We start from the raw sequence: 13,639 nt of genomic DNA, 5'->3' as shown, positions 1-13,639 counted from the left end.
GTGACAACTGCGCTACACCAACCCTTCGCGCAGCAAATCGTGCAAATGCACAAAACCCAGAGCCTTACCCTCTTCCACCACCACCACCTGCGTAATGCTTTTGGACTGCATTACCTCCAAAGCATTCACCGCATATTCGTCAGGCGATACCGTAATCGGAGATTGGGTCATAATATCCTTTGCGTGCAGGTCGAGTAAACCGGCGGCGCCATAAGTTTTCAGCATTCTGCGCAAATCCCCATCGGTAATAATACCGGCCATTCGGCCATTTTCACTTACTACCGCCGTCGCACCCAGCCGCTTCGAAGTCATTTCCAGAATAACCTCCTGCAAGGTGGCTTGCTCATTCACCGTCGGCAATGCATTATGCGGATAAATGTCGCAGACTTTGAGATAAAGCCGCTTGCCCAATGAGCCTCCCGGATGGTACCGGGCGAAATCGTCATGCGTGAAACCACGCGCTTCGAGCAGGCATATCGCAAGCGCGTCGCCGAGGGCCATCGTTACCGATGTGCTCGTCGTAGGCGCGAGGTTGAGCGGGTCCGCCTCGACGGGAGCGTGCGCGTGGAGTGTGAGAACGCAGTTTTTGGCTAGGTAAGAATCCTTGTTGCTCACCATGGCGATCATTTGCACACCAGTACGTTTCAGCAGCGGCACCAGTACTTTGATCTCCGGTGTATCGCCGCTTTTGGAGATCACGATCACGACGTCATTGTCCTGGATCATGCCCAAATCGCCGTGAATAGCGTCCGCGGCATGCATAAAAAGTGCAGGCGTTCCGGTAGAGTTCAGCGTAGCTACAATCTTCTGTCCTACAATGGCGCTTTTGCCCACACCAGAGACCACAACGCGTCCTCCGGAATGCAAAATCGCATATACGCATTTTTCAAATTCATCATCAATCAATTCAATCAGATTACGTACGGCTTCTGCTTCCTGACGTAATACTTCTTTTGCGGTTGACTGAATATTTTTTATTAATTTCAAATCTGAAACACAGTTTAGAGAGACAAAAACGTCATTATTTATTTCAAAGCGCAAAGATAGGGAAGTTTGGAATAACCATTTTGTGAACAGAGTATGGTACAGCAGGTTGATAAAGTCGTGACCGACACATTAAAAGGGAAGCTTAAAGAAATATTTGGATACAGTCAATTCCGCGGAGATCAGGAAGTTATCATACAAAATATCCTTTTAGGTAAAAATACATTCGTCATAATGCCCACGGGCGCAGGTAAGTCACTCTGCTACCAGCTTCCTGCCCTTGTCAGCGACGGACTGACGATCGTGATTTCCCCGCTGATCGCCTTGATGAAAAACCAGGTCGACCAGCTTACTGCGTTCGGTATCAATGCCCAATTCCTGAATTCCACGCTTACCAAAGCCGAAATGACGCGCGTCAAAACCGACGCGCTCGACGGAAGCCTCAAACTGCTCTATATTGCCCCTGAATCGCTCACCAAAGAAGATAACCTCGATTTTCTCAAAAAGGTAAAGATCTCGTTCGTAGCTATCGACGAGGCCCACTGTATTTCGGAATGGGGCCATGATTTCCGCCCTGAATACCGTCGTATTTACGGGATTATCGAGAATATAGGCAAGCTGCCCATTATCGCGCTAACGGCCACTGCCACTCCGAAAGTGCAGCAGGATATCCGTAAAAACCTGCAAATGGAGGAAGCCGAGACATTTAAATCTTCTTTTAACCGCAAAAACCTTTACTACGAAATCCGGCCGAAGAAGGATATTAAAAAGCAGCTCATCCGCTATATCCGCAACAACAAAGGCAAATCGGGTATTGTATATTGCCTGAGCCGCAAGACGGTGGAAGAAGTTGCGGAGCTTTTGAATGTCAACGACGTACGTGCATTACCGTACCATGCCGGCCTCGATGCCAATACGCGCATGGCCAACCAGGACGCGTTCCTGAACGAGGAATGCGACGTGATCGTGGCTACGATTGCATTCGGAATGGGGATCGATAAACCGGATGTACGTTTTGTGATCCACTACGACGTCCCCAAGTCGCTGGAAGGCTATTACCAGGAAACAGGCCGCGCGGGCCGTGACGGGCTGGAAGGTAACTGCCTTATGTTTTACAGCTACGACGACATTCAAAAACTCGAAAAGTTCAATAAAGACAAAACTGTTACCGAGCGCGACAATGCACGCCATTTGCTGAATGAAATGGTAGCCTATTCGACATTAGGTGTATGCCGCCGCCGGCAATTATTGAGCTATTTCGGAGAATACCTCGAAAAAGATTGCGGCTACTGCGATAACTGTAACAAGCCGACCGAGAAGATCAAAGTGCAGGATGACATTATTTTGATCCTCAAATCGGTAGCGCTGACAGAGCAGCGTTTCGATGCCGATCACATCGCCGATTTGCTCACCGCTACCGACAACCAGTATGTGAGAAGCTACGAGCACGACCAACTGGAAGTATATGGCAAAGGCCTGGAACTGAATGAGTCGCGGGAATATTGGGTGTCGGCGATCCGTCAGTTGGTGATTTTCGGTTATCTCGAAAAGGACATTGAGAACTACGGCGTCATCAAACTCTCGGAAAAAGGGGCCAAATACCTGAACGACCCTTACCCTGTTACACTTCAAAAGGACCACAACTTCGACGAGGAGGAAGTGAAGACAGAGGACGATGATAAGGACACGGTGAATGGCAATGGCAGCGCGCATGCTTACGACGAGGCCTTGCTTGGAATGCTCAAAGCGTTGCGTAAAAAGGTGGCGAAGGAGAAAAACCTGCCGCCGTACGTGATCTTTCAGGATCCTTCTATGGAAGAAATGGCCACTACTTACCCTACTACCCAGCAGGAAATGGCGCAGATCAATGGCGTTGGAATGGGTAAGGTGCAGAAGTTCGGCCGGCCGTTTATCGAACTCATTTCGCGCTACGTGGAGGAGAACGAGATAGAAACGGCTAAGGACGTGGTGATTAAATCCACGGTTAACAAATCCAAGATCAAGATTTTCATTATCCAGCAGGTCGACAGAAAGGTAAGCCTCGACGAGATTGCCGAAGTAAAGGACCTGGCATTGGCTGATGTGATCGAGGAAGTGGAACACATTTGCTACTCGGGTACGAAGCTCAACCTGGATTATTACATCAACCAGGTGATCGACCGCGAGCGGCAGCAGGATATTTACGATTACTTTATGACCGCCGAAACCGACAATATCGCCACCGCGCTGAACGAATTCGAGGGCGAGGAGGTCAGCGAAGAAGAATTACGGCTGATGCGGATCAAGTTTTTGTCGGAACTCGCCAACTAGCCCTCCGGAGTACTTGCCGGACAATCAGTATTTTTTGAATTTTTAAAACCAGTTATGAACATACTCATCTTGGGATCGGGCGGAAGAGAGCACGCTTTTGCCTGGAAAATAGCCCAAAGCCCTCTTTGCGATACCTTATTTATGGCTCCCGGAAACGCCGGGACAGCAGGCATAGCAACGAACCTATCCATTTCTTACAACGATTTTGACTCCATTGCCAACGCGGTAATTGAAAATAACATCGAACTCGTGATCGTAGGCCCCGAGGAACCACTGGTAAATGGGGTTGTAGATTATTTCAATGCACGTGAAGACCTTTCGAAAGTGCGGATTATCGGCCCTGACAAAGCCGGTGCGCAGCTAGAAGGGAGCAAGGACTTCTCGAAGCAGTTTATGGATAAATACGGCATTCCAACCGCCGCTTCGCGCACATTTACGGCCGAAGACCTGGAAGTAGGGCTCGAATACCTCCAAAACCACTCGCTTCCGATCGTGCTCAAAGCCGATGGCCTTGCCGCCGGTAAGGGCGTGATCATCGCAGAAAAGCATTCCGATGCCACACAGGCGTTCCGCGAAATGCTGCTGGACGGTAAATTCGGCAAGGCGGGCAACAAAGTTGTGATCGAGCAATTCCTGAAAGGGATAGAATTGTCGGTTTTTGTGCTTACTGATGGTGAGCATTATAAAATACTTCCCGAAGCGAAGGATTACAAGCGTATCGGTGAGAACGATACGGGCCTCAACACGGGCGGTATGGGCGCAGTATCGCCCGTCGTGTTTGCGGACGCGAATTTTATCAGAAAGGTGGAGGAAAAGGTAGTGAAACCGACATTGCACGGCCTTCAAAGTGAAGGAATCAAATATGTGGGCTTTATTTTCATCGGTCTGATGAATATCAAAGGCGAGCCTTATGTGATTGAATATAATGTCCGGATGGGCGACCCCGAAACGGAAGTAGTAATCCCGCGTATCCAGTCGGATTTTGCGATGCTTATGGCATCGACGGCCAAAGGTACCCTGCAAGATTTCGATCTGCAGATTTCGCCGCAGGTGGCCGTAACGACGGTGGTGGTGTCGGGAGGTTATCCCGAAGATTACGAAAAAGGAAAGGTGATTTCGGGAACAGACAAAGTGGAAGATGTGCATGTATTCCATGCAGGAACCACGTTTAATGCAAACGCCGAAGTCGTGACGAACGGAGGACGGGTGATGGCCCTCACAGGCCTGGCCAATTCCCTCGAAAACGCCGTGCACAAGTCACAGCGGGCTGCGCAGGCAGTGCAATACGAAGGGAAGTATTTCCGGCACGATATTGGCGTGGATTTAATTCGTTATAACGATTGATGAAGCGGAGTAATTATGGGATGTGGATCATGTTCATCCGGGGGATGCGGTACTAACGGTACGGCCGTCGCCGGATGTGGAAGTAAAGGAAGCTGCGGAACAGGCGGATGCAATAAGATGAACGTTTTCGATTGGCTCAGTCACATGGACGTGCCGGCGGGACAGCGTTTTGATGTAGTCGAGGTCAAGTTCAAAGGAGGCAGAAAGGAATATTTCCGGAATATAAATCAGCTGGAATTCGTCACAGGCGATTATGTGGTATGTGAAATGGCTTCCGGCCAGCATATTGGAACGGTATCGTTGCAGGGAGAACTCGTGCGTCTTCAGATGAAGCGCAAGAATGTCCAGATCAACGACGACCTGCATGTGATCTACCGCATTGCGACGGAAAAGGATCTCGACAAGTTCACGCAGGCGATGGCGCGAGAAATGCCCACGCTCTACCGTACGCGTGAGATTATCCGGGAAATGAAGCTTAATATGAAGCTGTCGGATGTGGAATACCAGTCGGATAATACCAAAACGACCTTCTACTATTCATCGGAAGAGCGTGTGGATTTCCGGGAACTGATCAAAACGCTGGCTTCGGAGTTCAAGGTACGGATCGAAATGCGGCAGATCAGCCTCAGGCAGGAAGCAAGCCGTTTGGGCGGATTAGGCTCCTGCGGGCGCGAACTTTGTTGCTCGACCTGGCTGACCGATTTCAAGAATATTTCAACCGCTGCGGCGCGTTATCAGAACCTTTCACTGAACCCTGCGAAACTATCGGGCCAATGCGGAAGACTGAAATGCTGTTTGAACTACGAGCTCGAAACGTACATCGATGCATTGCGGGATATCCCTACGGTGGATGCGCCACTGAAAACCAAGAAAGGTGTGGCCACCTTGCAGAAAACGGATATTTTCAAGAAAATCATGTGGTTCGGGTTTGATAAGGATACGAACTGGTATCCTGTGCCTATTGACAAGGTTTTGGAAATCATCGAATTGAACAAGAAGGATGTTATCCCTGAATCACTCGAAATCCTGACGCCGGAACCTGAAAAGGGGGGCGATAAAGTACCGGGCAAGCTCAATAGCGACCTGGAAAACCTCGATAAAAAGTACAGCGACGAGCAGAAGAAAAAGAAAAAGAAGAAGAACCGCTCGGGGAAGAACCGCGGAAACGGCCTTGAAAACAGCGCCGGCGAAAACGGTGGAAATGAGGCGGGGAATGGTAATCCCGCGGACAATGCAGCCAATGCGCCTCAAAACAAAGGTAATAACCAGAATCAGGGCCAGCGTAACCGGGGCAACAACCCGAGTGAGGAACGTCAGAACCGGGGCAATAACCCGAGTGAAGGCCAACAACAACGTAACCGCGGCAATAACAATCCCGGAGAGCCCCGTAATAGGGGGAATAACAATAACCCCGGCGGAGAGCCGCGCAACAAGGGCAATAACGAAGGGGGAAACAGAAATAGCAACGAAGGAAACAGAAATAACCGGAACCGTAACAGGGGTCAGAAACCTTCCGGCGGTCCATCGGGTGGCGGTCCATCCGGCGGTGAAAACAACGGGTAACATCGTTTCCAAATGAATCCAAACGGGCCAGCTCATTCCAAGGCTGGTCCGTTTTTTAGCATTACTATCTGTGAAAGAACACGTTGAAAAGCTTTACGCGCTGAGCCGGAAACAATTGCGCAGGATTATCGGGCTGATGTCGGGGACTTCGCTCGACGGGCTGGATGTGGCACTTTGCCGTGCGGAAGGCAGCGGGCCGGAAACGCATTTGGAGATAGAGTATTTCAAAACGGTGCCTTATCGCGAGGACTTCAGGAGCGCCGTGCGTGAGATTTTTGCCCAAAGGCAGATCGATTTTCAGCAACTGGTTTTGCTTAACCCTTTCATTGGCTTGCAACATGGCCGGATGATCCTGGAATGCCTGACCGAATGGGGCATCGATGCCTCGGAAGTCGATCTGATCGCCAGCCATGGGCAAACCGTTTTTCACGCGCCTCAAAAGCAGCATAGTATTGCCGGCTTTCCCAATGCGACATTGCAAATCGGCGACGGCGACCATATCGCTGTCAAAACCGGCATCATTACCCTCAGCGATTTCAGGCAAAAACACATTGCAGCAGGAGGCGAAGGTGCGCCGCTGGCCGTGTACGGCGATTACTTTCTGTTTTCCCAAAAAGACGAGAACCGGATATTGCTGAACATGGGCGGCATTGCCAACTTCACATTCCTACCTGGAAACCTCGATGCGTCATTGGTTTTCACGACCGACACCGGCCCCGGAAACACGTTGATAGACGCGTTCACACGATTGCATTTCGGGAAGCCTTTTGATGAAAATGGAAGCATCGCCGCTAGCGGTATGATTGACGAGACGTTGCTGACTGCACTCAAAAACTCGTCGTTTTTTGAACAGCCATTTCCGAAAACTACTGGTCCCGAGGTGTTCAGTATCGATTACGTGAAGAACGCAATGCAGCTTTCTGGCCGGAAAGCGATTCAACCCAACGACCTGATTGCCACTCTGACGCGGTTCAGCGCGGAGACAATTTCGGAAGCGATTCGCAACGCCATGCCTTCAGGTGAAGTATTTGAAGTGTATGCAAGCGGCGGCGGGGCGCATAATGACGTGCTGATGGGCGCAATAGGCAGGTTACTGGGGCAAAACATTCGCCTGATCGATGAACTGGGCGTGTCCGGTGATGCGAAGGAGGCTGTACTGTTCGCGGTACTGGCTAATGAGGCGGTGGCAGGCGAGGCGGTGTATTTCGGTGAGAAAAAAGGTGTACCGGGGGTTTCAATGGGAAAAATATCCTTCCCCGGTTAAGTAAGGAAATAGTATTTGAATATATGTACGACATTACCATCATAGGCGGGGGCATTGTGGGCCTCGCAACAGCCCTCCGGATCAAGGAGCAGAAACCTGCATTGAAAGTGCTTCTGCTCGAAAAGGAAAACGAAGTAGCCAAGCACCAGACCGGCCATAACAGCGGCGTGATCCACTCCGGATTGTATTATAAACCGGGCAGCCTGAAAGCGACCAACTGTATTCGTGGGTACCAGATGCTCATTGATTTCTGCGAGAGGGAAAGTGTTTCCTATGATTTGTGTGGAAAGATAGTGGTAGCCACTACCGAAGAGCAGCGTCCGTTGCTGCGCAACTTGTTCGAGCGGGGAAACCAGAATGGCTTGACACAGAACCGCATGATTTCGGAAGGCGAAATGAAAGAGATCGAGCCGCATGTGAAGGGACTGGAAGGCATTTGGGTTCCCTATACCGGCATTATCGACTATAAAACGGTTTGTGAAAAGTACGCGGAGAAATTCCGGAAACTGGATGGCGAAGTACGTTTCGGTGAAAAGGTGACCGACGTGAAAAACCGTAATGCACATTCGGAAGTGGTAACGGCCACCGGGAAGGCATTTGAAACGAAACTGGTCGTGAACTGCGCAGGACTCTATTCTGATAAAGTGGCTCAGCTCACTCAGCCGGAGAATATCAACGTCCGGATTATTCCGTTCCGCGGCGAGTATTACAAGATACGTCCGGAGAAGCATTACCTGGTCAAGAACCTCATTTACCCGGTTCCGGATCCTAACTTTCCTTTCCTGGGCGTGCATTTCACGCGCATGATCGAAGGAGGCATCGAGGCAGGGCCGAATGCGGTATTTGCATTCAAAAGAGAGGGTTACAAGAAGCTGGACATTAACGTAACGGAAATGCTCGAATCACTTTCGTGGCCGGGATTTCAGAAAGTAGCGATGAAATACTGGCGCACGGGACTAGGCGAGTATTACCGTTCGTTTTCGAAAGCCGCATTTACGAAAGCATTACAAGGCCTTATCCCCGAAATTCAAAGCGAAGACCTCATTCCCGGTGGCTCAGGCGTACGCGCACAGGCGTGTGACTACGACGGCGGGCTGCTGGATGATTTCTCGATCATTGAAAACAAGACGGCCATTAACGTCTGCAACGCGCCTTCGCCTGCCGCGACATCGTCGCTTTCCATTGGGCAAACGGTTTCGGAAAAAGTGCTGTCAAGGTTCTAGCATTGATTAATCCATAAACTAAGAGAGGCCATTCCATAACGGAATGGCCTCTCTTGTATTCTTATATTTTGATTACGCCTTTTTGGCCTGTGCCATACCGAAAGTCACGAGGTGAACCAGGGCGAAGATCATCGAGAAGTAGTAAATGCCTGTATCGGCGCCGTCGGTTTGGACGTGGTGGAAATAGGCGATAACAGCCAGCAAGACTGCCAGCACGATACCTACCAATGCGACCGTTTTACTACCCGCTACTATCGCCGCCGGCAACTTGTTCGACAGGAAGCTATTTTTAATACCATAATACAAATACACATCGAAACCGATGATCATCCACACGAACAGACGGATCCAGGTATCGAGTGGGAGGAACGCCATCATAAAGAAACAAGTGGCTACACCGAGGATGGGAACCAGTGGCACGAGTGGTGTTTTAAATGCACGTGGCGCGTTTGGCATTTGCTTGCGCATCACGATGATCCCGATACATACGAGGATAAACGCGAATAATGTACCGATACTAGTCATCTCACCTACGACGCGCGCAGGTACGAATGCTGCGAAAAGGCTCACAAACACCAGGAACATGGTGTTGTTTTTCACCGGCGTCTGGAATTTCGGGTGTACTGCCGAGAATACGCGCGGCAGCAATCCGTCCTTACTCATACTGAAAAACACGCGGCTCTGGCCTAAAAGCATTACCAGGATCACAGAAGCATAACCTGCAAGGATCGCCACGATGATCGCGCGGTTCAACCATGGATAATCGGGGTGAATGACACCGCTGGCATCAGGCGTACCCATGGATTCGATCGCCACCGCAACCGGCGCGATACCGTCCTGCCCTTTGAATGTGGTGTAATTGGTTACACCGGTCATTACATGTGCAAAAAGAATATATAGAATGGTACAGATCACCAATGAGCCTAGGATACCGATCGGCATATCTTTCTTAGGGTTTTTGGCCTCTTGCGCCGCTGTACTCACGGCGTCGAAACCAATATAGGCAAAGAACACGATTGCTGCGGCCCGTATGATCCCGCTGAAACCATATTCTCCGAAGTTCCCCGTGTTGTCGGGGATATAAGGTACATAGTTAGATTCGTTGATGTATTTCCAACCCAGAACGATGAAGATGATCACGACGGCTACTTTCAAGCCTACGATGATGCCGTTTACTAATGCACTTTCCTGGGTCCCTTTCATCAGAAGCAAGCTCATCAGAATTACAATAAAAATGGCGGGGAGATTGATCACGCCGCCGTCCCACGGACCTACCGTGAGCGCCGCGGGTAAATGGACGTCAAACCCTTCACAGAACTTGACTAAATACCGGCTCCAGCTGATACTTACCGTGGCGGCGCCTACTGCATATTCCAATACGAGGTCCCAGCCGATGATCCATGCGATAAACTCACCCATCGTGGCATAAGAATAGGTGTAGGCACTACCCGCAACCGGGATCATGGAGGCGAATTCGGCATAACAAAGACCGGCGAATGCACAGCCCAATGCCGCTACGATAAAGGAGATGGTGATCGCAGGGCCGGCCTGATTGGCAGCGGCTCCGCCCGTAATGGAGAAAAGACCCGCGCCGATAATCGCACCGATTCCCAGTGCCACAAGGCTTCCGGGGCCGAGGGTGCGTTTCAGCTGGTTACCTTCTCCGGTAGATTCCTGTAATAGTTTTTCAAGTGGTTTTTTAATCCAGAGTTGACTTGCCATATATTAGGTTCGTTGTTGTAGAAATGATGGTCTGATAAAGCTAAAAGAAAATTTGCTAACTACGTATAGAGACCAAAGAAAAAGAGGGTAAGTGCAAAACTTACCCTCTTTTATTCTTTTATTTTAAGCCTTTGCTTTTTTGGTTGCCGCCGCCGTAGCGTCCGCTGCTACTGCCGGCGCAGGTTCATTCTTCTTTGAACGCTGCAGCAGGTCAACCACGATAGGTGCCGCTACGAAGAGTGAAGAATATGTACCCACGATTACCCCCAGCAACATACAGAAGGTAAATCCGCGGATAACCGCTCCACCAAAGATCATCAGAACGATCAATACGAGGATTACCGAGATACCGGTTACAGCCGTACGGCTCAAAGTACTGTTCAACGCGTTGTTGATAACGGTCGACAGATTTTGTCCGCGTGACTTTTCGTCGGCGAGGTAATCGCGGATGCGGTCATAAATTACGACGGTGTCGTTCATCGAGTAACCGATCATCGTCAGGATCGCACCAATGAATGCCTGGTCGATGTCCAGTGACCAGGGCAACCAGCCGTTGAACAACGAGAAGATCGCGAGGATAATCACCACGTCGTGTGCAAGAGACATTACCGCACCGTACGAGAATGCCACGCGTTTGAAACGGATCAGGATATACACGAAGTTAGCCGCCAATGCAAGCAATACCGCATAAACCGCGCTCCACAGCGTGTCTTTTGCCATGGTAGGACCTACTTTGTTCGAGCTAACGATCTTCGCAGGGTTGTTAGCGATTTTCTTGGTCGCTTCCAGGATTTTCGCTTCCGCTTTCTGGTCAGCTTCCGGAGTGGTATCATCGATGAGGTAAGGAGTCGTGACTTTCACCTGGTCCTGGCCTCCGAAAGTTTTCACTTCGGTAGTTGAGCCGAGTACTTCGTCCATGTTGGTACGAAGTGCATCCGCATCCACATTGTTTTCAAAACGAACCACATATGAACGACCGCCTTTGAAATCGATACCCAAACCGAAACCTTTGAAGATAAATGAACCTACACCAATCGCGATGATGATCCCCGAAATGATGTAGAAACGGCGACGTTGTGAAACGAAATCGAAGTGGTTGTCCTGGAACCAGTTTTTGGTCAGGGCAGTAGAGAATGCGAAAGTTTTGCCGTTTTTAAGTTTTTGTTCCAGCAACAGGCGGGTAATGAAGATCGCACTGAAAAGGGAAGTCAAAAGACCCAGAACAAGGGTTGTTGCAAAACCGAGTACCAGACCTGTACCGAATGTGTAAAGGATGATACCGGTCAAAAGCGTCGTCACGTTGGAGTCGATGATGGCTGTTAATGAATGCTTGAAACCGTCACGGATCGATTGTGCAAATGCTTTTCCGCTCGCCAGTTCTGTTTTGATACTTTCGTAGATGAGTACGTTGGCATCCACCGCCATACCGATCGAAAGCACAATACCCGCAATACCCGAGAGTGTCAGTACCGCGCCGAGAGAAGCCATTACACCCAACAGGAAGAACAAGTTGATCAATAGCGCGATATCAGCAATCCAGCCAGCCTGGTTGTAATAGGCCACCATGAACACGAGTACGATCAAAAGACCTACAGCCGAAGACCACAAACCGTCGTTGATAGCCTCCGCACCGAGTGAAGAACCTACAACCGCTTCTTCCACGATGTGCGTTGGAGCAGGCAGTTTACCTGCTTTCAATACGTTCGCCATATCCTTGGTTTCTTCCACAGTGAAGCTACCGGTGATGGACGAGTTACCGTTTGGAATTTCGCCTTGTACGGTCGGAGCGGTGTAAACCAGGCCGTCGATGATGATCGCTACCGGGCGGCCTATGCTGCGGGCAGTCAATGAGCGCCATTTGCGGGCACCTTCACCATTCATTTGCATGGTTACTTCCGGACGGCCACGGTCGTCGTAATCGTGGTTTGCGTTCACGATCACGTCACCTTCCATGGCTGCTTCTCCATTGGTTTTCTTAATGAAATACAAAGGCAAAATCAGTTGGTTGCCGCCTGCTTCGGTTCCCTTGCGGTCCCACATGAACACGAGGTCAGAAGGAAAAAGCGAGCGTACTTCGGGACGGCGCAGGATTTCGCTGGCGCGCGCAGTGTCTTTCAGGTATACACCAAGGCCTTGCGGCATTGGCACGAACAGGCTGGTCAGCGCAGCGCTTTGGGCCGCTAATGCAGCTGAGTCGGTAGCAGTAGAGTCCGCTTTTTTCTCTAACTGGGCAGCCAGGCCGCCCTCAGTTGATTTTTTAGTAGTATCGGTAGAAGCAGTTGCAGGTGCGGCACCTCCCGGTGCGGCAGTTTTCTTAGCCGCTTTTTCAATTTCAGCTTGCTGGGTCAGGTAACGGCCCAGGCCTTCGAGGCCAGCGCCTAATTCTTGAGTCAGGTATACTTCTGCAAATTCCAGTTTCGCAGCGCCGGAAAGCAGGCGGCGAACACGCTCAGGGTTATCTACACCCGGAAGCTCCACCAAAACGCGGTTCTGGCCTGGCAGACGCTGAATGTTCGGGTTCGTTACCCCGAATTTGTCGATACGTGCCTGGGTGATCTGGAATGCACGGTCGATAGAACCGTCGATCTCCGTGTTCAGCATTTTGATTACGTCCGAATCAGATGAGTTGCTGTTGATCTTGCCGCGGTTGGCGCTGGTAGCGAATACCGAAGCGAGGCTGGTGTTTGGAGCAGCTTCTTTGTATGCGCTTACGAAACGGTTGATAAATGTGCTGTTGTTGGCCGATTTATCCTCACTTGCTTTTTTCAATGCATTCTGGAAAGCCGCACTCCGGGCGTTACCGCCAGCCATCCCTTTCAGGATGTCGGCAGGGGCTACTTCCAATACTACGTGCATACCACCTTGCAAGTCAAGGCCAAGGTTCAGTTCGCGCTCGGTAACCTCCTGCAAAGTATGGCCGAGGTATACCTCTTCACGCCACAGGGAGTCGATGTAATGTTGTTTTTTGGTCAAATCAACCTCTCCTTTCGCATCGGTCGCATAGGCGATCGCCTTGCTTTTGAAATTGCGCGACACAAAAGTGAAGGACAGGTTATAGACGCTAATAAGGGCGATGACGATCGTCAACGCGATTATCCCGTTCTTGTTGGTCATTTTGAAATGAAAAATTTAATTAAAATCCTTGAAATACAACTGGAAACCGCCCGGCCGGAACGTAAATGGCGCAGGCTTTCTGGGAAAATGCGGACATGTGGGCCATGCGGGCCCG

Annotated in this window: 8 protein-coding genes; 5 read left to right on the top strand and 3 right to left on the bottom strand. The window is 50.3% G+C overall.

Annotated features, from left to right (window positions below):
- Positions 1-12: 12 nt before the first annotated feature.
- Positions 13-987, bottom strand: coding sequence for a KpsF/GutQ family sugar-phosphate isomerase (locus AC2YIT_RS27025; RefSeq protein WP_430850245.1), 975 nt, complete (start codon positions 985-987; stop codon positions 13-15).
- A 93-nt stretch (positions 988-1,080) separates the two neighbouring features.
- Here AC2YIT_RS27025 and recQ point away from each other — a divergent pair, with 93 nt between their 5' ends.
- From recQ to lhgO, 5 genes are all read left to right on the top strand, one after another.
- Positions 1,081-3,294, top strand: a complete 2,214-nt coding sequence (recQ, locus tag AC2YIT_RS27020; RefSeq protein WP_430850243.1) for a DNA helicase RecQ — start codon at positions 1,081-1,083, stop codon at positions 3,292-3,294.
- A gap of 54 nt (positions 3,295-3,348) precedes the next feature.
- Positions 3,349-4,638 carry a phosphoribosylamine--glycine ligase gene (gene purD / locus AC2YIT_RS27015; protein WP_430850240.1) on the top strand — a complete coding sequence of 430 codons (1,290 nt, stop codon included), beginning with the start codon at positions 3,349-3,351 and terminating at the stop codon, positions 4,636-4,638.
- Positions 4,639-4,755: 117 nt separating this feature from the next.
- Positions 4,756-6,201, top strand: coding sequence for a PSP1 domain-containing protein (locus AC2YIT_RS27010; RefSeq protein ID WP_487281256.1), 1,446 nt, complete (start codon positions 4,756-4,758; stop codon positions 6,199-6,201).
- Between the two features lie 70 nt (positions 6,202-6,271).
- Positions 6,272-7,465, top strand: a complete 1,194-nt coding sequence (locus tag AC2YIT_RS27005) for an anhydro-N-acetylmuramic acid kinase (protein ID WP_487281255.1) — start codon at positions 6,272-6,274, stop codon at positions 7,463-7,465.
- 23 nt (positions 7,466-7,488) lie between these two features.
- Complete coding sequence (gene lhgO / locus AC2YIT_RS27000) at positions 7,489-8,688, top strand: L-2-hydroxyglutarate oxidase (RefSeq protein ID WP_430850234.1); 1,200 nt, start codon at positions 7,489-7,491, stop codon at positions 8,686-8,688.
- Between the two features lie 72 nt (positions 8,689-8,760).
- Here the strand turns inward: lhgO and AC2YIT_RS26995 are convergent, their stop codons facing one another.
- Together AC2YIT_RS26995 and secDF are read right to left on the bottom strand one after the other, a co-directional pair.
- The gene (locus AC2YIT_RS26995) at positions 8,761-10,410 is read right to left on the bottom strand and encodes an amino acid permease (protein WP_430850232.1); all 1,650 of its coding nucleotides are present in this window, start codon (positions 10,408-10,410) and stop codon (positions 8,761-8,763) included.
- Between the two features lie 123 nt (positions 10,411-10,533).
- Complete coding sequence (secDF, locus tag AC2YIT_RS26990; protein WP_430850230.1) at positions 10,534-13,524, bottom strand: protein translocase subunit SecDF; 2,991 nt, start codon at positions 13,522-13,524, stop codon at positions 10,534-10,536.
- Between the last annotated feature and the right edge of the window lie 115 nt (positions 13,525-13,639).

The organism is Dyadobacter sp. SRI_021, assembly GCF_057586235.1.
This window is presented reverse-complemented; position numbering and strand designations above follow the sequence as displayed.

Coding starts and splice junctions, on each gene's coding strand:
- purD (WP_430850240.1), top strand. CDS start 3,349: ATGAACATACTCATCTTGGGATCGGGCGGAAGAGAGCACGCTTTTGCC.
- secDF (WP_430850230.1), bottom strand. CDS start 13,524: ATGACCAACAAGAACGGGATAATCGCGTTGACGATCGTCATCGCCCTT.
- recQ (WP_430850243.1), top strand. CDS start 1,081: ATGGTACAGCAGGTTGATAAAGTCGTGACCGACACATTAAAAGGGAAG.
- lhgO (WP_430850234.1), top strand. CDS start 7,489: ATGTACGACATTACCATCATAGGCGGGGGCATTGTGGGCCTCGCAACA.
- AC2YIT_RS26995 (WP_430850232.1), bottom strand. CDS start 10,410: ATGGCAAGTCAACTCTGGATTAAAAAACCACTTGAAAAACTATTACAG.
- AC2YIT_RS27010 (WP_487281256.1), top strand. CDS start 4,756: ATGAACGTTTTCGATTGGCTCAGTCACATGGACGTGCCGGCGGGACAG.